Source organism: Paenibacillus apiarius (assembly GCF_017052585.1).
Lineage (GTDB): Bacteria > Bacillota > Bacilli > Paenibacillales > Paenibacillaceae > Paenibacillus_B > Paenibacillus_B apiarius.
The window spans coordinates 3271675-3294574 of sequence record NZ_JAFFHZ010000001.1 but is presented as its reverse complement, the minus strand read 5'-3'; the positions used below and the strand labels follow the sequence as shown (position 1 = coordinate 3294574).

General features: G+C 40.0%; 21 protein-coding genes and 1 pseudogene. 4 read left to right on the top strand and 18 right to left on the bottom strand.

Going from position 1 to position 22900, the window contains the following annotated elements:
- Positions 1-136 precede the first annotated feature (136 nt).
- Entirely contained in the window at positions 137-580 is a 444-nt protein-coding gene (locus tag JSQ80_RS14860) for a HEAT repeat domain-containing protein (protein ID WP_206095822.1), read from the bottom strand.
- A 38-nt stretch (positions 581-618) separates the two neighbouring features.
- Positions 619-801, bottom strand: a complete 183-nt coding sequence (locus JSQ80_RS14855) for a DUF3934 domain-containing protein (protein WP_206095821.1) — start codon at positions 799-801, stop codon at positions 619-621.
- A 263-nt stretch (positions 802-1064) separates the two neighbouring features.
- On the opposite strand from JSQ80_RS14855, the gene JSQ80_RS14850 reads away from it, so the two are divergent.
- From JSQ80_RS14850 to JSQ80_RS14840, 3 genes are all read left to right on the top strand, one after another.
- A complete protein-coding gene (locus tag JSQ80_RS14850; RefSeq protein WP_206095820.1) occupies positions 1065-1805 on the top strand; it encodes a LytR/AlgR family response regulator transcription factor in 741 nt (246 codons plus the stop codon).
- Between the two features lies 1 nt (position 1806).
- Positions 1807-3078, top strand: coding sequence for a sensor histidine kinase (locus JSQ80_RS14845; RefSeq protein ID WP_206095819.1), 1272 nt, complete (start codon positions 1807-1809; stop codon positions 3076-3078).
- 138 nt (positions 3079-3216) lie between these two features.
- A complete protein-coding gene (locus tag JSQ80_RS14840; protein ID WP_206095818.1) occupies positions 3217-5271 on the top strand; it encodes a serine hydrolase domain-containing protein in 2055 nt (684 codons plus the stop codon).
- Between the two features lie 199 nt (positions 5272-5470).
- Here the strand turns inward: JSQ80_RS14840 and JSQ80_RS14835 are convergent, their stop codons facing one another.
- Both JSQ80_RS14835 and JSQ80_RS14830 read right to left on the bottom strand, forming a co-directional pair.
- Positions 5471-6634, bottom strand: coding sequence for a copper amine oxidase N-terminal domain-containing protein (locus tag JSQ80_RS14835; RefSeq protein ID WP_336245738.1), 1164 nt, complete (start codon positions 6632-6634; stop codon positions 5471-5473).
- A gap of 436 nt (positions 6635-7070) precedes the next feature.
- Entirely contained in the window at positions 7071-7595 is a 525-nt protein-coding gene (locus tag JSQ80_RS14830) for a DUF4241 domain-containing protein (RefSeq protein WP_206095817.1), read from the bottom strand.
- Positions 7596-7878: 283 nt separating this feature from the next.
- Between JSQ80_RS14830 and JSQ80_RS14825 the strand changes: the two genes are divergently transcribed.
- Positions 7879-9408, top strand: coding sequence for a flavocytochrome c (locus JSQ80_RS14825; protein WP_206095816.1), 1530 nt, complete (start codon positions 7879-7881; stop codon positions 9406-9408).
- A gap of 107 nt (positions 9409-9515) precedes the next feature.
- Here JSQ80_RS14825 and JSQ80_RS14820 read toward each other — a convergent pair whose 3' ends face one another.
- The 14 genes and pseudogenes from JSQ80_RS14820 to JSQ80_RS14755 all read right to left on the bottom strand — a co-directional run.
- A complete protein-coding gene (locus JSQ80_RS14820) occupies positions 9516-10730 on the bottom strand; it encodes a NupC/NupG family nucleoside CNT transporter (protein WP_206095815.1) in 1215 nt (404 codons plus the stop codon).
- A gap of 76 nt (positions 10731-10806) precedes the next feature.
- Positions 10807-11763 carry a nucleoside hydrolase gene (locus JSQ80_RS14815; protein WP_206095814.1) on the bottom strand — a complete coding sequence of 319 codons (957 nt, stop codon included), beginning with the start codon at positions 11761-11763 and terminating at the stop codon, positions 10807-10809.
- A complete protein-coding gene (locus tag JSQ80_RS14810) occupies positions 11763-12713 on the bottom strand; it encodes a nucleoside hydrolase (protein ID WP_206095813.1) in 951 nt (316 codons plus the stop codon). Before JSQ80_RS14810 ends, JSQ80_RS14815 begins: the two co-directional genes overlap by 1 nt.
- Before the next feature lie 510 nt (positions 12714-13223).
- The gene (locus JSQ80_RS14805; RefSeq protein WP_206095812.1) at positions 13224-13727 is read right to left on the bottom strand and encodes a hypothetical protein; all 504 of its coding nucleotides are present in this window, start codon (positions 13725-13727) and stop codon (positions 13224-13226) included.
- Positions 13643-14026 (bottom strand): hypothetical protein, encoded by a 384-nt coding sequence (locus tag JSQ80_RS14800; protein WP_206095811.1) that lies wholly within the window; start codon positions 14024-14026, stop codon positions 13643-13645. Before JSQ80_RS14800 ends, JSQ80_RS14805 begins: the two co-directional genes overlap by 85 nt.
- 169 nt (positions 14027-14195) lie before the next feature.
- Entirely contained in the window at positions 14196-15017 is an 822-nt protein-coding gene (locus JSQ80_RS14795; RefSeq protein WP_206095810.1) for a hypothetical protein, read from the bottom strand.
- A gap of 137 nt (positions 15018-15154) precedes the next feature.
- On the bottom strand, positions 15155-15352 hold the full coding sequence (locus JSQ80_RS14790; protein ID WP_206095809.1) for a hypothetical protein: 198 nt from the start codon (positions 15350-15352) through the stop codon (positions 15155-15157).
- Positions 15353-15419: 67 nt separating this feature from the next.
- Positions 15420-16571, bottom strand: a complete 1152-nt coding sequence (locus tag JSQ80_RS14785) for an SAP domain-containing protein (protein WP_206095808.1) — start codon at positions 16569-16571, stop codon at positions 15420-15422.
- An 86-nt stretch (positions 16572-16657) separates the two neighbouring features.
- Positions 16658-17284, bottom strand: coding sequence for a hypothetical protein (locus JSQ80_RS14780; RefSeq protein WP_206095807.1), 627 nt, complete (start codon positions 17282-17284; stop codon positions 16658-16660).
- A gap of 742 nt (positions 17285-18026) precedes the next feature.
- A complete protein-coding gene (locus tag JSQ80_RS14775) occupies positions 18027-18275 on the bottom strand; it encodes a BlaI/MecI/CopY family transcriptional regulator (RefSeq protein ID WP_336245845.1) in 249 nt (82 codons plus the stop codon).
- Positions 18276-18925: 650 nt separating this feature from the next.
- A complete protein-coding gene (locus JSQ80_RS14770) occupies positions 18926-19717 on the bottom strand; it encodes a toll/interleukin-1 receptor domain-containing protein (protein WP_206095805.1) in 792 nt (263 codons plus the stop codon).
- 5 nt (positions 19718-19722) lie between these two features.
- Complete coding sequence (locus JSQ80_RS14765; RefSeq protein WP_206095804.1) at positions 19723-20361, bottom strand: hypothetical protein; 639 nt, start codon at positions 20359-20361, stop codon at positions 19723-19725.
- Position 20362: 1 nt separating this feature from the next.
- Positions 20363-21526 (bottom strand): hypothetical protein, encoded by a 1164-nt coding sequence (locus JSQ80_RS14760; RefSeq protein ID WP_206095803.1) that lies wholly within the window; start codon positions 21524-21526, stop codon positions 20363-20365.
- Positions 21527-22037: 511 nt separating this feature from the next.
- Positions 22038-22581: pseudogene (locus JSQ80_RS14755) on the bottom strand (23S rRNA (uracil(1939)-C(5))-methyltransferase RlmD); the annotation flags it as partial.
- Positions 22582-22900: the final 319 nt, after the last annotated feature.

Genomic DNA, 22900 nt, shown 5'->3' with positions numbered 1-22900 from the left:
CACCTCTTCTGTAAGGCGGTGATGGCTTGGCTCATTCACACGGCAAAATGAAGAGGTGTTTTTCTGCTACGGCGAAGTTGCTTATTTCATCGCTGCCCATCACGATTTCTTGGAGGTGTTCATCACTGTTGCGTACTCAGGCGTATGATAACGATGCCCACGTATTTTCAAGCCATTTATCGAAGTCAGCGCCCTTGTCGCCTTCGTACGTATCATACACATCAATTCTCATCTTTTTTAACTTCTCTTTGAACTCTTCATACGTATGACCTTCTGGCAAACTCTTCTTAATTCTCAACAAGATTTTAGTAACTCCTTTAATCAAGTCGCCTTTTTTCCTTGATGGCAATTGGACATCTTCGCCAAATTCCTTGAGCTTACGAAAAGCAGCCTCTTGAACTTGATACACATCATCGCTAATCATTCTATGCCTTAGTAGATTGATTGTTTGTTTGTTTTTCCACTGACCTAACTCTTCAACAGCATCCAAACGTTCTCTCCAATTAGACGTGCGATTCACAGATTTTTTTAATTCCTCATAATTTGAAGGTAATTCGCTTATCACTTCTTGATTATCCAAACGATCCCATCTCCTTTCAAATCCCGGATTTCACACCTTTATCCTTTTTTATTGCTGGTGCTCTTTGCGCCATCCGTCTTTGCGCCATCCACTTTTTTAGTACCTTTGCTTGTATAAGGTTTTGGTTTGTTTTTTGCTCTCTTTGCACTAGCTTGCCATCTATTCCAACCCTTTTTGTCCGTTCCTCTACCTGTTCCACCTTTACTCTTAGCTTTACTCATATAATCACTCCATGATTGTTTGTATGTAGAGTTCCCCGTCCTTGGTTGGTTTTATCCATTAACTAGCTTACTATATCAAAGCTAGGTACTAAAATCAAAAGCCTAACCCGACACAACCTATCTCTGAGAGAGGCTTGCAGTTGAAATGCATTTGAGGGATTTGAATATTCATTTCATCCAAAAGTTGTTTATAAAAAGACAAATGATTGTATGATGTTTACATACAGCTCCAGTATTTTACTGAAATGAGGGGTGTATCATTTATGTACAGAGTGGCTATTTGCGATGATGAGGGAAAACAAAGAGAGCTTGTTAAAAGCATTCTGCTTACTTTGTCGATAAAGACAAATATAGAGTTTGAAATCGAATTATTCGGTTCGGGAGAGCAGTTGGTATCCTATTATGAGCGTCATGAAACTCCATTCCATATTTTGATTTTGGATATTGAAATGGGTGGAATGAACGGAATTCAAACAGCCCGAAAAATAAGAGGGTTAAATAACCTGGATGAACAAATTATTTTTCTGACAAGCTACCCTAAATATATGGTGGAAAGTTTTGACGTCATGACATTCCAGTATTTGATAAAACCCATTGCCCCCTCGATCTTGGAGGAGAAAATCATCAAGCTATGCCAATACTTTCGAGCACTTGATAAAAAGTTTATGGTCATTAAATCAGCCTACGAAGAAGTCGTTTTAAAATATGATGACCTCATTAGTATTGAAGCTGCCAAAAGCTTAACCATAAAAAGCAAACTACATTTTATTACCTCTAACCAAATCTATGAAAGCAAAGGCACCATTTCAGATTATGCTTTGGCCCTAAAAGACTGTAACTTCTTGCAAATCCATCGTTCCATTATTATTAACCTGCTTCATGTGAGGAAGTTTGCTAGCGGAGTTGTTCTAATGTCCAATGGTATGGAATTACCCATAGGCCGTTCTAAAATTAAAGAGGTTAAAGATGTTTACACCAAATTTATGATTATGAGGGTCGATTGATATGATTCAAAATAATGTGCCTATTGTCTTAAGCATTGTACTTCTGATGGGTGTTCAAGTTAATTTTTTCTTCAACTCGGTTTTTGATAAATCAGCTAAAAAACAAAACCGATTCATTTACTTCATTATCTTTGGGGTGCTTGATTACCTATATCTAGTTGTTCCCGTCGCTCCTATTCTATCTTCGATTTTACCCTTGCTTGTGATATTTAGTTTTGCGCAATCTTATACAGTAGAATTTAAAACCAAGTTCATTTTTACTATACTTTACGGTGTTTTAATGTCTCTAACTAATTTTATATCCCTTTATCTTTTTTATACCCTAGATTCAGTTGACTTTAGCTTTGACCCTGTAAATGAACAAGATCAAATAGCCTACACGAAAGCTATTTTACTCAGTTGCATGATCATGTTTGCTATCATTCAGATCATACGACTACTTGTAAAACGTAGAAGTTTCTCTTTGCATTATCGTTACTATGCATTATTTTTGGTTATTCCTATCGTAAGTATATACCAGCTGAATATTCTAACTTATAAGAACGTTTATTCTTTCATTTCCATCATTGGATTTCTTTTCTTAAACGTTATGATTGTCTATATTTTTGATAATATCGTTGATAAATTTCAATTCATGCATGAGAATGCTCAGCTGCAACATCAGATGGACTATCAGGATGCGAATTACGAAAAAGTCGTTCACAGCTTCAAATCCATTAAAAGAATCATTCATGATACGAATCAACAGTTTTTGTATATTGAAGAGTGTATTAAGCGAAATGAGTTAGCAGCAGCAATGGAACATATTAAGACTACATTAAATAAAGTCGAAGGAGCCTATCAACGGGTTAATACGGGGAATCTGGTTATAGATGCCCTTGTCACAAATACGCTTAATATTGGACAAGCCAATGGCATAAGAATAGATACAAAGCTTAACTTATGTTCACAAGAAGTCCATATTGACCGTTATGACTTATGTGTTGTCATTGGAAATATGCTAGATAACGCAATAGAAGCTTCTAAAAATGTAAAAATCGCAGAAGATAGGTACATTCTTATAAAAATACATTCTACCGAGTCTACCCTTCTCATTCACATCTTGAATCATATGGAGAATGAAGTTGCACACTTATGCAGCCAAAAACCAAACCCGGATTTTCATGGTATTGGATTAACAAATATAGCTAGAATCTGCGACAAATACGGTGGTCATATGACCTTTGAAACGAAACATAAAGTATTTAATAATATGGTCCTGCTGCCATTTTAAACGAACAATCCTTAGACAACATGTTGTTTAGGGATTGTTTTTTTCGTTTCAGGGTGCTTTTTAATATAACAGCCTTCTTCCTTGTATGATGAATTCAGCAAGTAAAATCTGGAAAGAATTACGGAGGAGGAATTAATAATGAAGAAGATGGTTTCTATATTAATGACCGCTATGCTTATTGCAATACCGGCCACCCCTGCTTTTGCTCAATTGAATAATGATACTGTAAAAGAAAAGGCACAGGGGCTGGCTTCGAAGATCGTGTCCGATTATGGTGTAAGTGGATTGCAGTATGCGATTATGGATCATGGATCCATTGTTTTATCCGATAGCGCTGGTGTATACGATAAAGCTACCAAGGATCCGATAACCAAAGACACGATGTTGGGAATAGGCTCGGTAAGTAAAATGTATGTATCTGCTGCAACGATGATGTTAGCTGATTCTAAAAAAATTGATATTGATAAACCACTAATCACGTATATCAAGGACTTTAAAATGGCAGATGAACGATACAAAAAGATTACGCCGCGCATGTTAATGAATCATTCTTCAGGACTTTACGGTTCTCACTATGAGAATGGCTTTTTGTTTAATGACAATGATACGAAAAACCATGATGAATTATTGGTCAAATTACAATCAGAAGTCTTAAAGTCAAACCCAGGCGAATTAGCGGTATATTGTAACGATGGTTTTCAGCTGCTTGAAATCTTGATCGAACGAGTAAGCGGGTTAAGTTACAGTGAATTCCTTGAAACCTCTATTAGCAAGCCTCTTCACTTAATCTCTACTAAAACACCACGTGATTCATTTGATAGAGACAAGCTCGCAAAAACTTATTTTCCTGCGATAGATCAGGCTTTACCCGTTGAGAATGTCAATCTCATTGGGACAGGGGGCATCTACTCCACTGCCGAAGAAGTAGTTAAGTTCGCTGATGTATTAATCGGGAATCGAACGGATATTTTATCTGAGAAGTCAGCAAAAGCGATGCAAAGTCATGAGTATAGAAAGGGAGTGTGGGTTTCTGAAGAGACAAACACCATTAATTATGGTCTTGGTTGGGATGCCGTCCGTTTAGCACCGTTTAGTGATTACGGAATAACCGCATTATCCAAAGGTGGAGATACGCAACTGTATCACGCGAATTTGACTACCCTACCCGAACATGATATTTCTATCGCTGTGCTTTCATCTGGAGGGAGTTCTATCTACAATAGTATTCTTGCATCTAATGTTTTATTAGAATATGCAAGAACCAAAGGCATCATTAAAGAGCTCCTGCCTGAAAAAACATTTGAACCACCATTGAAAGTCGACATGCCATCGGATTTGCTTGCTTACTCTGGATTATACGGTACCGTAGGTAAAACGGTAAATCTGGAGGTAAAGAACGGAGAGATTGATTTACCCGCTCTAGTAAGCGGATTGATACCGCCTCAAAAATATGTATATACGGGCAATGGACAATTTAAAAACAACGATGGCAATGTAGCCATAAGCTTTGACCAACCGAAGAATGGAAAAACCTATTTAAAACTTAACACTTATATCAATTTTCCGGGATTAGGTCAAACGGTTATGGTGATGTATGAATATCAAAAGCTAGATTCCAATCCTCTAAATCAATCAACTAAAACAGTATGGGAACATAGAGACGGAAAAAATTACTACGCATTGGATGAAAAAATAACTTCAGTCAAGTATCTGATCAAAGCGCTTCTGGCTAAAAATATATCCGTCGATATCAACCATGGATACGCATCCGGCACTAAAATTGTTGATAAGAATAAAGCCGCAAATGTAACTAATATCCCTATTATAAACGGAAGAGATGTTTTTGATTTGAATTTCTATAACGAGAACCTTGCAGAGCATTTAGTGATCGATGGACAATCCTATATCAGTGAAGATGCGATTCAACCCATTTATGAAGGGAATGATTCATTTTGCAACATACCATCCAATGGTCAGGCTGTATGGTATACGATTAATGAAAAATCAGCCAATCGAGTCATGACCGTTGAGGCTCCGGTAAGCGGGGGATTTGCCGTTTATGACGCGAAGGGAAAGGTTGTGAACTTTTCGAAGGCAAGCCACAATCATTCGGCAGTACTGCCTGAAGGCGGGATGATCGTTTTTGGTGGTAATGGAGGGGACGTATTTAAAATCAATTTGAATAATGAATAAATCTATGGAATCATGCTTATTCTGAATGAAGCGGCAGTAAAGTTAGTCGTGAACCGCAAAGTCAGTCCCGGTGAAGCAAGTGTTCATCGGGACTTTTTATTGTAAGTAGCTCATGCGAAAATGACGGCTAATCAGGGTGGGGAATTTAAGACTTACGGAGATGTTTGTCCCTTTACTCGCGATCTGATTCAGAATTTGCTTATTTCATCGCTTCCCAGCTTTTGAAGTCATGAATCGCAAAGCCCGCATAACTTGAATATCGAGACAGTTTTTGATGAGCTGCTTGCAGCTCCTTTTCCATGGCTTCTATCCTCTTGGAATAAAACGATGTCCGATCACTCTCCAAATTTTTAGCGGTCTCCACGGCAACGATCACTTCTTTGTTAAGAGTCGATGCTTCTCTCATCATCGCATTCGCATTTTCCACAATCCCATTCTTGCCTAATGCAAAATTGCGGTAATCCATAATCACAAGACAATCGAACTTCTCCAATAACCATGCGCTGAAGCTGTATTCCGTGCCCGGAACCTTTACGGTATTCAGCCAATAAGGAACATCTAACGTAATTTTCATGTCGCTATCTTTGGTTTCCTTCTCGATCAACCTCAAATTGTCCATCCAGCTTTCAAGAACCGCCTTATTGTCTGTCTTCCATTCGGCTAAAAGATAAGGTTCAATATCAAAGTGCAGACCGTCAAACCTCGCTTCCGTTCCTACAGATGCATTGTAGTTTTTGACCCATGCAATAAACTTTTTGATTTGATCCTGCTTCGACTTGTAGGCCCAATCGGGACGGCCCGCGAGTGCTTCCACGTTTATATGCTTCTCTTTGGCGCTTCGAATAAAGTCTTCATATATTGTCGGAGCGATATCGACATCAATTTGAAGATACACGGATGTCACATGATTATCGCTTGCAAAGTTGATTAGTTTGTCCGGGTCCCTTTCGATGAGTTTGCTATCCCACATCCACGTGCCTTTAGGAACGTTATGTACAGAAGTGGTGATGATGACCTGATTGCGCTCCGGCTTCCAATCTACATCAGCATGAAAGACTTCGCTGATGAAGCGAAGCGGAACCATCGTGCGGCCGTTTTTGACCATCGCTCCCCCACCGAAGGTTACCGTCTTTCCGTTCACCTGCGCATGATTGTCGCCAATCCCCAAAGTGATGGTGTCATTTTTATGCGTAAAAGCGATTTGATTTAATGCCCCGTTCCACTTTACTTTTGCTCCGAGCTTTTCGGAGACCAATTTGGCTGGAACCATCGTACGGTTCGATTTTCTATCAACATACGGAGGTTCATCCGGGAAAGCCACATCATGCCCGTCCACGGTGACTCGGATGGGGGAAGCACTCACATTGGGGAGACAGATTCCTGAACTTAAAGCTATAGCTAACATGCAAAAAAGAAATTTTCTCATACAGCTCATATGACACTACCTCAGCTTCTCCGATGGGTTCGGATTTTCTATTCAAACGTCGCACAAAGGGATTATATAATATGCAACACTTGTCAGAACATCCACCCTATGAACCAAGTTGCGCAATTTTGTAAAGCAGGATGTCCGTACTGTAGTTATCTTTCCCTGCCTAGGCATCTGCCCAGTCACCTGCTTAAATCAATTTCCCGAAGTCCAATTTTAATAGAACCTAGCAAAGCTGGCCATATTCTTGAGTGCACAAAAAAGCCCCCCTTCACGACATCATTATGCTTGGGCTTTGACAGTTAACTTAAACATCCACAGCAAGCATTGGACGGCACTCCCGTCTAAGACTTTGCCGCCATTTCTTCTCTTATAGCTCTGCATCTTTAATGAAAATAATCTTGACTCCTATAACTTGGTTCTGAGTATTTGTGGCAGCATACGCCGCATAGCCTCCATCTCCAAAGCCGGAATGCGAGACGACGCCCCCGTCCATGACACCGGCATCCTCATCGCTTTCCGTAATGTCGCAGCAGGATAAATACCAGTCGCTATCCGTATCGGAATCTGTCCCTTGAGCTTCGGTGTCCGGAATTCGATACTTGCCGACGTCAAAGATCCCCGCTTGACCGCTATCCACCCCGACAATAAAATGGCACTTCACCCATTCGAGTTCATCTTGCTTATCAGCAGCCGATATGTGGCAAGCAATGAGCTTGGCGCAAGCTTCGCCCCAATCCCGAACCTCGGTTTTATGTACCTGAGCGGCCCACGTTCCGTTGCTTACATTGTCCAGCACACCCATAATCAGCGTATTTTCATTCCGTTCATAGCAAGGATCGGATACAACCACTTTACCGGATGTAATTTCAAATTGGCCCAATGAAGTAATCATCGCGATTCCTCCTCTCTCCTTTTTCCCTATACATACAATAGCATTTCTTCCGTCCATATTCGATATATGCCAGGCGTATCCTTTTCCGGAAGGATCTCTCATAAGAGCTGGAAATTGTATTTTAGAAACCCGATGCAAGATCACAGACGAAAAATTGTGAAATAAATCACTAGAAATGGAGGCGATAGTATATTAAAATAAAGTGAACCTAAAAAAGCTCTTCTTTTTCGTTGGGCTCTTTATGTTCATCTAAATAACATCGTAGAAAAACGGGGTGGTTAACATGAAAAAGAAAGTAGCAGCAACGTTAATTCTCGTTCTCACTTTCATGCTCGTGATCGCGGGATGCGGCAGCGGGAACCAGAATCAAAACCAGAGTCAGGGCAATGAAAAACCGGCGGAGTCGAAAGAAACGGAAGCCGTTTCGGGAGCTTCTGCAACCAACTATACACCCATCGATCAATTAAAAGATAACTATGATATCATCATTGTCGGTGCAGGCGGTGCCGGAATGTCTGCTGCACTTGAGGCAAAAGAAAAAGGCATGAACCCGGTTATTTTCGAAAAAATGCCGATTGCCGGCGGCAATACGATGAAATCATCCTCCGGGATGAATGCTTCCCAAACCAAGTTCCAAAAAGAGCAAGGCATTGAGGACAACAATGATCTATTTTACGAAGAGACTTTAAAAGGCGGTCATGACACGAACGACAAAGAGATGCTTCGTTTCTTCGTTGATAATTCCGCAAGTGCGATTGATTGGCTCGATTCGATCGGGATTCGTTTGAACAATATCACAATTACAGGCGGTATGAACGAAAAGCGCACACACCGTCCTGAAGACGGCTCAGCGGTAGGTCAATATCTTGTCAACGGCTTGGTGAAAAATATTCACGAGAAAGAAATTCCTCTTTTTGTAAATGCTAATGTGACGGAAATTACGGAGAAGGATGGCAAAGTAAACGGTGTTAAGGTCCTCTTCGACAAGAAGGATGAGAAAACGATTGCAGCGGATGCTGTCGTTGTGACAACCGGCGGTTATGGCGCTAACATGGATATGATTGGCGAGGTTCGCTCCGATCTGAAAGGTCTTGTGACAACAAACCAAGAAGGCAGCACCGGTGACGGCATTAAGATGATTGAAAAACTCGGCGGTGTAACGGTAGATATGGATCAAATCCAGGTTCACCCTACGGTACAGCAGGACAAATCCTATCTCATCGGGGAAGCGGTCCGCGGTGAAGGAGCGATCCTTGTTTCTAGTGAGGGCAAACGTTTCACCAACGAGCTGGACACTCGTGACAATGTCACGGCTGCAATCAATAAGCTGCCTGAAAAATCAGCTTATCTTGTATTTGATTCTGGCGTAAAATCCCGCGCTAAAGCGATTGAGCAGTATGAAAAAATGGGCTTTGTCATTCAGGGCGATTCGATCGAGGCTTTAGCCAAAGAAATTGGTGTTCCGGCAGATCAGCTAACAGCGACGCTGGATACATGGAACAGCGCAGTGAAGAATAAAAAGGATGCCGAATTCGGCAGAACAACTGCGATGGACAACGACTTGTCCGGCGCGCCATACTATGCAATCAAAATCGCCCCTGGAATTCACTACACCATGGGTGGCGTGAAAATCAATACGAACACAGAAGTGTTGAATAAAGACGGCCAACCTATTCCTGGCTTGTTCGCAGCAGGCGAGCTTACAGGCGGCTTGCACGGTCAAAACCGTATCGGCGGCAACTCCGTTGCAGAGATCATCATCTTCGGCCGCCAAGCCGGCATAAAATCGGCTGAATTCGTAAAAGCACAATAAGATATCAGCTTCCTCTTTTCACGTAGCAAACAACAAACGCTTGGGCTCATCATAGTCCAAGCGTTTGTTTATTTGCTTAGCTGTTCCTTTTTATGATGCCGGTGCTGCTACACGAGCATCCCGGCAATAGCCGCACTCATCAGGTTAGCCAAGGTTGCGGCAAAGACCGCACGGAAGCCCATCTCGGCAAGATCTTGTCTTCTTGAAGGCGCAATCCCGCCCAAGCCTCCAATGAGGAGCGCAATCGCAGCCAGATTGGCAAAGCCGCAGAGCGCGAAGCTGATGATGACAACACTTTTTGGAGACAGATTTACAATCTCAGGCGCAAACGAAGTGTACGCTACAAATTCGTTCAAGACGAACTTTTGACCGATGAAGGAACCTGCCTGCAGCGCTTCATTCCATGGAACACCGATCAGGAAGGCAATCGGCGCGAACAGGTAGCCTAGAATTTGCTCCAGCGTCAGCGCCTCGATTCCGAACACGCCGCCAACCCAGCCAATGATCATGTTCACCAAGAAAATGAGCGATATAAATGCCAGCAGCATGGCGCCTACGCCGGCAGCGATCTTGAGCCCGTCCGAAGCTCCGCGAGCCGCGGCATCGATAACATTTCGGGACTCTGTATCCTTTACCATGCTCACCCGTTCCACTCGAAGATGATGATCGGTTTCAGGCATGATAATTTTGGCCAGCAATAAGCCGCCCGGCGCTCCCATGAATGCCGCTGCAAGCAAATATTCAATCGGAACGCCAAGCATCGCGTATCCGCCCAGAACGGAACCAGAGACGCACGCCAGTCCGCCGACCATGATCGCGAACAGCTCCGACTTGGTCATTTTCTCAATATAAGGCTTGACCACAAGTGGCGCTTCTGTCGGACCCAGGAAAATATTCGCAGCCGCTGACATCGATTCCGTTTCGCTCGTTTTGAGCACCTTTGCCAAAAATCCGCCAATGATTTTCGTAGCCCACTGCATAATGCCGAGATAGTACAGAACCGCTATCAAGGAACAGAAGAAGATGATAATCGGCAGTACCTGCAGGGCGAACGTAAAGCCCGCCTTTTCCGCACCCAGTATCCCGCCGAACAAGAACTGAATGCCCGCATTCGTGGAATCGATGATGCTCTGAACGGCCGCAGCCAAGTAGTTCAGCATCTTTTTGCCGAATTCCCACTTCAACACGATCAATGCAAAAATGAATTGAATCGCAAACGCACCAATCACCGTTCTCGGATTAATCGCTTTGCGATTTTTCGAAAACGCAAATGCTATCAAAAAAATGCCTAAGATTCCTACAAGTCCCCAAATGTATTGCATATACCTATCCTTTCTTCATCGTGTCAATGACCCAGAATGTAAAAGCGAAAGGGCTGTAAGCGGCTATTCGCAGTCGTTAGTTAATGGCTTTCAATACGTCCAACAGCATTTCTTTAAAAGCATCTCGATCAATCGTTTCACAGACGCGAACATTGCGCGTGCGTTCCAAACGATTGTTAATGTCCACAAGGCTGTAGCCTCTTGTCAGCTCACCGACGGTTTCGACATCAACGTGATACAGATTGGACTTCGCCATAATCTTCTCGTCCGCCGCCACGGCTGCGAGCAGCGTATCCGGATGCGTCGTACCGTTCAGGCGATGAACCGTTTTATTGAATCTCATGACGACCTTGTTGACATCTTTGAAGAATTTCGCGCCTTTCGTTCCCAGCGCCTCGATCTCTTCATGGTCGTTATCGTCCATGATGGAATATTGCGTGCACATTTCCCAACCAACCATCGTGATGGGAATACCCGAATGAAGCACGATTTTGGCCGCTTCGGGATCAACGTAGAAATTGTACTCCGCACTCGGCGTAATATTTCCTAGCGCATTGTTCGTTCCGCCCATAATGTACAGATGCGGGATTTTCGGCACAATGGTCGGATCCTTCTTGATCGCCATCGCAATATTCGTTAACGGCGCAATCGCGATAAGATGGATCTCTCCTGGATTTTTATGAACTGCATCAATAAGGAAATCGACGGCATGTCCTGTTTTGGGAGACTGAACTGCTTTTTCAAAAAACGAATCGCCCATTCCATCCTTGCCGTGTACATCCTCAACCGTGCGATGCTCTTTTTGGCCAAGCCCCATGATTGGGCGCTCATGCCCTTTGTAGACAGGGACTTGTCCGCTTTTTCCCGCGACTTGAACGGTGTAGAGCGCATTTTCAACCTGCTGATCGAACTGGACATTGCCGCCGGTAATCATAATGCCTTCGACTTGAAAATAGTGAAGTGCCGTTAAAATGGCAATCGTATCGTCGCCAGCCGTGTCGGTATCAATAATAACTCGCTTTTTCTCTGACATTACAAATCCCTCTCCGTTGCTTTTTTCGCCAATTCCGTAATGTAATCAAAGAATGCATCACGATTCACGTTATAAACGACATGTACCGGGCGTCCGTCCGCTGTTTCAACAGTACGGCCTTGGCTTGCGCCTTCCGTAATCACCATGCTGTTAATCGTCTGCACCTTCACAAGATCGCTATTGCCAACGAACGCTGTCGTTAAGACATCCCACAGATAGTATGTCGAGTTCGTCGAGAAATGAACAAGAGGCGGCACCATCGCATAGCATTGGCCGAGGAAATCAACGCCGATATGCTTGCGTTCCGCAGCCCAGCGCTCACGAACATCGAGCGTAAGCGGCACTTGATTCGTGCTTTCCAGTGCCACCAGATCAATCTCGATCCCGCTGGCCCATACGCGAGCAGCCGCTTCCGGATCCCAGAATACGTTCCACTCTGCCGTTCCGTCATGCTCAGGCTCATGCACATTGCCTGCTTCGCGGAAGGTGCCGCCCATCCATACCAGGCGTTCTACCTTTTCTTCAATCGCCGGATCGATATCTAATGCGCGGGCAAGGTCGGTAAGCGGGCCCGTAAACAGCAAGGTCGTCTTGCCTTCCGTTGCGCGCAGCGTGTCTATAATATGAAGATGTGCCGGCTTGTCCGCTACAGGAGTCACCACTTTACCGGATTCGTTCAGAAGCGGCAGGGCGTCAACATAGAACGCATGCATGCGCCAGTCCTTCGGAAACGGATTTTTCCCGCGGGAATTCGACGCGGCTACATCCAAACCGCCGTTACCGAAACGGTCGATGATTTTACGGCTGGCAAACATAGCCGGTTCCAAGTAACAATCCGCCGGAATGACCGACACACCCGTCAACTCCACATTGTCCATATGCAATAACAAAAATAACGAAATTAAATCATCAACGCCGCCATCATGGTTAAAATAAATGTTTTTCTTCATCTTATCTCCATTCCCATTTGCAGTAAATGTAAGTTTTGTATCAATGTATAAGACGTTGTAAAACCGAACAAAAATATTAAATCAATATTTATTATTCGGATTCCAATTAAAAATAATACTAAAATTTCTCTAAAAAATATATACTTAATGAAAAAATATAAGAATCCAAAAAGTGGGGGCGGGTGAAAGTGATGAGCTAGCAAACCGCTGGAGAATGTGGTGCCTGACACTCATCCTGCTCAGGCGTTCAAGATAAGAAAAAAGCCTTCTGCGGGGAGAGGGCTGGTTGGAATTGAATTCACAGTTGTTAGAGCCGTTTCAAATCGGCAATGAGGCGGACACTCCGCATGTGTTGCTGATAAAAAAAGATGACGTTCGAAGCTGTTATCCCATTGCGGCAGGGTATCTATTTCAGAAAATTTACCTATTTGGATTATTTTCTTGGCACTATTACACCTTTTAAGTAAAGATTTTCCAAATTAAAATCGTTTCCTATCATTAGAGTTAATTTTAGTCAATCTGATCTGAAAATAGCTGAGTTCTTAATTCTCCGTCTTCAAACCAAACCAACCAGCATTTATCATTTCGGCTATGAAGCTTAGGATATTTCTCATGCGATTTTGAAGTAGCTTGTCTAAGTAATCTAACTGTCCAAAAGATCTTGAAATTGAGATGGTCTAACTGCAAAAGAAGTTTTTCGCGATCCACACATAGATAGGATTGTGAGTCATGCCACTTTTCTCCTGCTTTAAAACAAATTGCTTTAAGCTGTTTTTCTCCATTGTAATACTTATATCCGTCTCCATCACAGATACCCAGCATCTCGCGAATAATTCTGGAAGGCAATTTATAATATACATCACCAAATTCGGGATAATTAGCCGTGCATTCTTCAACTGCTTTTTCAATTGTATAATTTACAAAACCCCCTACATTAACATCAATGGAAATATTAGCGATTTCATTATAACATTCATTTTTCCAACTAATATTTCTTTTGGGGTGATATAACACTGTGTTTCAGTAGAAGAATGTAAATCTTCTGGATTACTTAATTCACGGGCTATAAAATCTTTTCGTTTTATTATGTCGCTTATCAAATATTTAAAATGGTCTTTTGCGATTGCTGAAGAAATCCACATAAGTGATTCTCCGCCCAAACTGTTAGATACAGAATTAAAACTATATAAGGATATCCAAGTCTTTCTCTCCTCTTGTGCAATTTCATGATTGAAATCTCGAATATCAATCCATTTTTCAAAATTAGGGGTAGGAGCATTTATAATCCAATCTCTAATAACATCTTCTCCCATGTTTTCATTTATTGAAGGTGATAGTTCCTCCGGAATAAACCAAGATCAAGTAATCCATAATCGTTCAGCAATGATGGTTCTCTTTCAAAATCTCTAAACGGTAATCGATCTGATAGATACCCTAAAATTTCATTGCGTGCACACCATATATACTTCTCGCAAGAAGTCGTTACGCTACTTTTGGAACCATGAGTTGCCGCATAATTGCAATATCAACACCAATTACTTCTCCAGGTTTGCCTCCATTAGGATGACAGTGGAACACTTCTTCATTCCATCCCTGTAACAAGATGTAAGCATATGCGGCTGAAAGAACAAATTGATTAGGTTTAAGTGATTCCATTTCCAAAATATGCGCATGTTCTAGCAAAAAGCTATCTGCTTCTTTATTGTATACGTAAGTAGGAGATTTCGAATTTGATATGCTGGCATCTGTATTGTCATCAATTAAGTCATCTAGACGATACCAGAATCTCCTTGTCTGTTTATGTGCAAGTTGAATTTCTTTCAATTTGGTGCTGCATTTCTCATTAAGAAAAATTTCTTCGTTAGACAGCATTTCTTCAATTTCTTTCTCAGAAAAATACCATGTAAAGTCACCCCCTTCTGTAGTTTTATCACTACCGCGGCGGCTAAAAAACATCCTCTCCATAGGCTCACATAGAACATATCTTGCCAAATCATAATCAATTGGTCCAAAGCCGCCCATCCGGGTACCAGAAGTAGCCTCGCGATTAAGAGGGATAGTTCCACTTGTATGATATGGTGGACGGCTCTTATCGACATCTTCATCTTTTATTTCACCAAAGGCATAGGATCGTTCAACAATAGCTCTGCTGTAATAGCGAATAGCACAACTATAGTACATACTAATTTTATCTGGAGCGAAAACATTTTTAATCATCCAATCACTGAATAATTTAATGTAAGGATATCCTTTTTCAAGCATAAATACAGTCCCCATTGCTATTGAAAGTAAATCTTCTTTCATTTGGGGATCATTAGTGCTACATGTACACTCGAACAGTTTATAAAATTCAGAAGGTTGTGTAGAAGCCCACTTCATTAATCCTCGTTTATAACCAACTCTTTCAATATTATTAACAGTAGTTAACATCCACGCATAGACTAAGGGAAAATAGTTCCATTTTTTAATCTTGCAAAAGATTCAACGCCACCATCACCTCCTGAACCATTTACAATGGTAACTGTCTTTAAAGAATCAGGATATGTTTTTTCGCACCATAGGTCAAACAATTGATTGCACATTGATTCAAAAGCCTGTGTTGGTGCTTCATTATGTGTTTGAAAATGCTGCCAGTTCATATTCCCCCCCTCTTTCAACCACAACCAATTTTTAATATGATCATCGTTCGAAGTTTTAGCTCTGATTTCAACATTTAATTTCAGGAAAACTCTGCTTGAATCGCCGCTTTGCCTTTGCATATATTTTTGTTATTGCCTCGGTATCCTCACGGCTTTCCATAAATACAATATCCACACATTCTTCTGGTGTGAAAAGATGTAAAGGAGTACTCAGGCAATTCATTCGGTCAATCATTGCTGTTTTGAGTTCCTTGTCCGTTAGATCAAGTTCTTTTTGGCATTGTATAACAGCACTTGTGATGCCAGGTGCCATTGTCACGGTAGAATCTTTGTAAGGGAAGAAGTTCTTAGCAAAAATGGAGAGATACTGCGGATTGTAGTTATTGCCAAGCCCACTTAAATCATAAAATACCACTTCTGATAACATACCCAGAGCATCTTTTAACCTTTTCTCTTCCATCAGAAAAAGATACATATGATATCGACAATTTCTATATAGGCCAAAATCTCCAACTGAAAAATGCTCCATACTACGCTTATTAAGATAACCCCATATTTTATCGCGATATGACATATATGGGGGTTCATATATTATTTTATTAAGTGACCATATATCCATATTTTCAATTGGATGCCGATGTATATATGGCACATAATCCTCCTCTTCAAGTGCCTTCTTTTCAAGTTCAGTTAATTGATATGTTCTTTTAGCAAAACGAGAGTTAAGCTCTTCATGAGATACCTCTGCCATCAGACGCTGTACTAGCTCGTCTTTTTTACCGCTCACTTTAAGCCCGTGATTTTTCAATTCACTCTTTAAGACTGTTGCGGTCTCTTTCTCAATGGCACTCTGTAAGTTTCCAACTTGCAGAAATCCTCGGTCAAGCAGGGAACGGAGGCAATTATCAACATCCCTCACACCATATTTGTACCACCAAAAGCCTTGAAAAGAATTTCCTTCGGTGAAATACGAACCGGCATAATAAAGCACTAAAACCTCGTGAGGATATAATCCATGCTTGCTTACATTGGCATTTTTAATTCTTTTCTCGGCCGGAATGACGTCATCTGTCCCAGATGGCATTATTTGCGTCGTCACCTTCACTATTGGTGATGTAACTGATTTAGTTTGCTTTGAATTTCCGGTTGGTACTTTATTTTGCACCCAAAGCTTCTCGGCCTTAACTGTTTTTTTTCTGAAAAAGTCAAAGAATGACATGATATCCCCCTCTCTCCAATTATATGAAAAGCCCCACATTGGACATAATATAATATTTCATTTAGCGCCATGAAACTCCTTCCTTATCACTCGGTAGCATTCTGGTGACAATAATACGGTATATAACCATTCAGAGGATCTAAAATCTTTCTGGGATGTTCACACTTTACAATCTCGTTTTTACTAATTGATCCAATAATTTTAAATCCGCAATTATATCCATCTCCCGTTTGAACTTTTTCATTTAAATCTTCTAAATAATCAGATGGAATCTTTTCAATCGGAATATCACAATGAAAAATCGTAGGAATTCCTTTTTTTAAATTTTCCTGGCAACGCAGTTCTGCTGCCATACCACAAATAAATTCGCTGCCGTATATTAAATAATGCCCACAAAAATCAATCAACTCATTTTTTGTTAGAGTAAACCACACATATTTTTGCGTTTCCATTAATCTAATCCAGTGCGATTTAAATACCTTGACTATCATATCTTCACTAATCTTATCATTGTGCAACAAATATAAAGCGCGTTTTAAGGTTTCATTCTCATTAATCGGAACAATTCCATTTTCATAGTAATCATCTAAATTAAGAGCACGGCATCCGTGATATCCTCTTATATGGCTATATTCTTTTCTAAGATTAATCATTGGGCATGAATTATTGTTACTATTAAAGGTTTCATCAAAAACAAATACTCGTTTTTTCATTCTATCATCATCCTTAAGATCAATTATTATTTCTTAATAAGTGATATATTTTGTTGTGGTTACATTCGGTGACCCAAAACTTTGGTGATTTATCTTGATGGGAATAAGCCATTGATATAATGCTAGGCCTTTCCTCGGCGGGATAGTGTTCAGGAGACATTGCCTCAATTGCCTCTGATTTCTAAGTAACTGACTTCTGTTCACCAATATTACTTTCATATAAAACAACATGCGACGATTTTCTATTTAAAGAAATTCCTGTAACAGTAAGAATTCTATACTCGTGATTTTGTTTCCATTGTTGCAATAAGTTTGCTGAGTACTTTACCACCGTCTCATCCTGATCAATGGTATTATTATATCTAATGGCACGTTAGCATGAAGTTGACCTATGTTCTTCAAAGTCTCAGGATTTTTCTTGAATGGTCCCAGCCTCTAGGACCAGACTTGAAATGAATATATACGTGCTTTTCTCTGAAATATTTACTCTCTCTAATTGTGGGCAAGCGCTGCAGATGTGAGACCTATCATCAATATCAGTAATTCGAATATATTTATTTTCCCCATCATATTCTGTTGCTGCTGCATTTAATCCGTAGTCTAAAGACTCTGCTATACTGCTCAGCTTCAATCATTCCCATAATTGGAAATTAAACCTATTATTATCCTTGAACCGAATCTTCTTTGAGAAGATTTTCTGTATCATGCACTTCTTGAACAATTCCAGTTTTTCGATCTTATCCTAAATGAATACGATTTTTCGTTGCTCATCTATTGACGGAATTAAGACTGCTCGCGAATTCCAATCATCAAATCGAAAAAGCATTTTCTCAATATCTACGCCAACACAAGCCAATGCAAAATATTGCAAAATATTTTCAAAGTAGGCGTTTTTGACAACAAGTTCGTGTCCTTTTCTCGTCCCCGCTGTCTCTTTCGTCAGATGACCTTTCTCCACTAGCCGATTCATTACTGTCATCACTGCATTGATTGTAATGGGTTTCTTTCGTTAAGATTGACTGTACTTGACTAATGCTTAAGAGACCATATCCATTACTTTGGATTCGAGTGGACCAAAAAACGGTTCAATCCTTGACCCATCCACATTCATTCTTTTGATTCGCACTACACCTTGTAATATAGTTATGGCACGAATATCATTTCTATCTTCTGTTCCTAACTATCAAATCATTAAACCTCTGATAATAAGCAGGTTTGTCGTCACTGGAGACTGTTGTTGACAAAACAAATCCCCTTCATGTTAACGTAGAAGGGGGATGTGTTCAATTCTACTCACGATAACTGCACCAACTTTTCACTTAGCCTTGCTGTTTCTAATAATTGGACCGTTGTGGCATCGTCTAAGTCTAAATTCGAGAAGGGAATAGTGGCTATCTATTTCGGCCTCATCAGTGGGCTTCGAAGTGATCATTTCGGTTACAACTTTCATAGGTCTCCAATCATCAAGTTAACTTGGACTGAAAGGGTTTAGCAACTCTTGCTTTTTTAGAAGTTCAGTTTGAATTATTTTGCTAAATCATGATGTGGAAGTCTTTGCTTGAAAAACATTTTTATTTTCTATGTTACCCTACAAAACTATTCATCCAAGATGAATATATTGCTGTTATGATGTCGCTTTAATTATCTCCATATTGGGCTACCTAATTTAATAGGTAATGCTCTAACGATTTCTTTAAAAGCTTCCAATTCATTAGAGGGGGTTTTCCATATGGCCCTTTGTAGCAATTCCGGTACTACACCCACGTTACCATGTTCGTCTTGAAATTGTAGAGTAATTATTGAAAATTTATCTCCTTTTTGTCTTTTTTCGTGCCTTGCATTATCAATCTCATCAGCTAAAAATTTTTCATCTTTAAATTCTGGAGTAATAAAAAACACACAGGCACATGAGTCTTTAAAACCTTCAACAATCCCCCTATCTGGATTAACTCCTGCTACCATAGCATCCTCATCTAACCACGGCTCATACCCTAGTTCTTTAAGGAGATTGAAATAATTTCTTACCATAGGTTTATTACTACTTTTATGACTCAAGAATATTTTTTTGGGAGTATTCATTTCTATTTCCCCCTTTGACATATGGAAACTTACGACTGGTATCTTGTTGATTATATCAATATCATTATGTGGAGGTAGACAAACCATACCTTTCATCCAATCGCAATCAATAAATAATTTATCATAAGTTTGCTTTAATAAACCTAAGTCAAAAATGAACCTATTACCTTCAACATTCAACCATTTCAAATTAGCTGACTGCTTTTTGACTATGTATAGGTACTCTTTTTCCGGAATATTTTTGTTTACTATAAAAAAATCCGCACAAAATCCATCTTCTTCCCAATCTTCGTGTTCCGTTAAGTGAATCGTTTGCGTATTGGTTTCTGAAATCGTAATCGATATTTTCCTCATATCAACTATCCTTTTATAGTTTTATTAAAAAGTGCTGATAAAGCACATATTTGATTTCTCATTTCTGTTTCGTGGCTAAACTGGCTAAATTCAATAAGGTTTTCGTTTATGAAAGTAATAGTTGAATCACTATTATGCGGCTGAAGTTTAAAACTCATTATTTCAACTCCATCTTCATTAATAATTGATTCGTACTCTGAAGAATAATTAAGCTGACTTCCGTAATAAAAATTATTGGGAAGAACTTCATAGTAATCGTGTCGTTCAATGGATATTTCAAGTAAATTATCACTAAAATCCTCAGTAAATAAGCTACTGACTAGTTTCTTATCTGTAACCATACATTTCCTTATGCTATTACAAAACAATTCTTCTAATACTGTATGGTTTTCTCCATTAAACTCACTACCTTCTAGTAATATCCATATAATACCATCTTCACTAATAACATTCATACCTACCGTTAAGATATCTAATTGTTCTCTACAAATAATACCTAAAACACTATCGAAAGTATTATAATCATCTTTATTCTTCCATCGACTTACTTCCTCATCATGTGAACCGAACCGAAAAGTATCGGGATTTGATTCTTGATTAGTATAGACAAAGGCATACTTTGTGGGAAAAATGGTAATCACCACACTATCTTAAGCCTAATAATTTTTTTATCCCGTCCTCGTTTCTAAGTTCCTTTGCTGAAAAATGTTCAATAAATACACTGTTCAACTCGTTATATGCTCTATTAATAACTTGTTTCATATCGAGATCATTATTATGCATATAAATACGAAAAAATTCCCTGTTGTTGCTTACTATTCCTGCCATTACAGTATGTTTTCTAGTTTGTTCATCCTCAAGTGTCTCATTATAAACAATCTTAAAATCCACTTCTAAAATAATTCTTCCTTCTAAAACTAAATTTTTGACAGCATCAGTCGCTAATAAATCTCCGCCACCAAATGTTTGTGTGGTTATTTTAGCTTTAGTATTCTTCTTTTTTGAATCCTCATGGTCTAATGTGATATCAATACATTCAAACTCACTGAATTTTGATGTGTGATTGTTTATTTCAAGGAGTAGATCAAGTACTTTAATTGTGTTTGAATTAATCTTTTCATATCTTGTTGCAGAGTCACCATCCTCATTTATTACAAAACTTAACTGCTGTGACATTTTTGGAGGAAATAATTTCAGTTTATCTACCCCCAATATTATACTTAGAAAATCCTGTACTACTGTTCTGATTATCCTGAACTTACCGACATTTGAGGTTTGAAAATACACTATTTGTTTTGCGAAATTTATTTCAACAAGTATCTTATGTTCTTCAAGAAATTTCGTACTAAACATACTGTTTCTATCGTAAGCAAACTTATTCTGTTTTCTCATAAACAACAACTTTCCAATTCGATTTCTATAGTCAAGTAATTCTATTTCTGCCTCATAGATATCTTGAAACTCGTTTATCTCAGCATTTGCACTTGTTACATGTTGTTTTAAATTTTCTTCTGTAAGGTTAATCGGTTCAGAAAAAGATAAATAGAAACCATCTGATACATTCAATTCCGGATTAAAAGCTCTTTCTCTTATAGCATTAAAAAAATTAGACGCTATATACCCTGCTTTAAACTGCTGACATAGATATTTTTCTAAATCACTTTTCTTTCTAATCTTCTCACTAATTTTGACCTTATGTTGTTTAGTTACTTCTATTATCTCGTTATAATTTAACATTTTGAGTGAGTGCTCTAAAGTTATAATTTCCTTCTCTTCCGGAATGTTTTGTAGAATTAATTGTTTGGCCAATGTAGCGCCTCCTAGTAAGCAACTATAATTTTATGCACATAGCTTCCACATATTCCTCTTCCTCCTTTAAATTAGCACAGCGAGAGATTCAATCCAATACTTAATTTGGATATTAAGATGAATAAATTGCCGAATTTTCACTCATAAGGGAACATTAGTTCCCCTTAATTCGATTTTACAACACATATTGATGACTTGCAATCTCTAACAATTTAAATGTTACAGGTCAGCTATTATATATCATAATTATTTTTAGAAAATGACACTGTTCGCACACATCATTCAACAGAAAATTATTGTAAAAATTCATGTTTTGTTAGTCTTGCTAGGGGAGCGCTTCGTGGGGTTACATTCTACACTCACGGTGTTTGAACAACTAACCCTTTTCCCTGTACATCCCATTAGGTATACCATACTACAATTATTTTTTCGGAAAAATTTACACAAAGTATAGATGGAAAAAACTTTATCACGAGACCAACAATAAATTCATTCGCACTGGATGGGACTATTATACATGCTCCACATGCGCCGTCTGCGGGAACATATCCACCGACTACACCTCGGTCACAATATATCCGTACCATTCGTTCGGGGCCCATCGCCGGCATCGTGTCGAGTTGTGAGGTCGCAGCCTTTCAGCAGCGGATCGACAACGGTGACATCCGGCGTCAAACGGTTTTCCTTTCACTGCGGGATGACCTCTTCGGCGGTGTCGACGGCGAATTCCGCGTTCGTGATGATGTTCAGCTCGGGATTGTGTCGTGCATCGACGATTGCTTCCTCCACGATCTCGAGGCCGAGCACCCGCTTCGCGCGCTGCCCAGGAACAGCGAGATCGTCCCGATGCCCCAGAAAGCGTCGATGACGGTATCCTGCCCGCTCAGGCGAAATACTCCACCGCCTTTTTGTACAGCATTACTGTCTGCACCGAATTCACCTAGTAGAACGAGCGCGCGGATATTTGAACGCGATGTCCCGATATAATCCGTTATATATTCAGAGCCCCACAGAACGCGGGTCTTGTCCCCCATAATCACGTTCATGCGCTTCGTGCAACTGCGGAAACACTTCAATCAGTTCAGCTATAATCTAGCTGGAACGCTAGTGGATACACTCATTCCCTTCAACAGCTGCAAAACACTCCAAAAGTGTAGCTTTTCCAGTGAGCCCTCTTCTCAAAAAAAATGCCTGAAAATAAGCATCAATTTCGCTTCATAAACGCCTAAATTGTTCAAAAAAACTGCATCTTAGCCAATAGCCTTGCATCAAAGTCATATCGTAGCATTTAGCAGCCAATCCTGAATTTCAAGATCTGCTTGGAATCAGGAGCATAAGCGCTTTCCAACTATAGCGAAAGCTGAAACGGCTGCC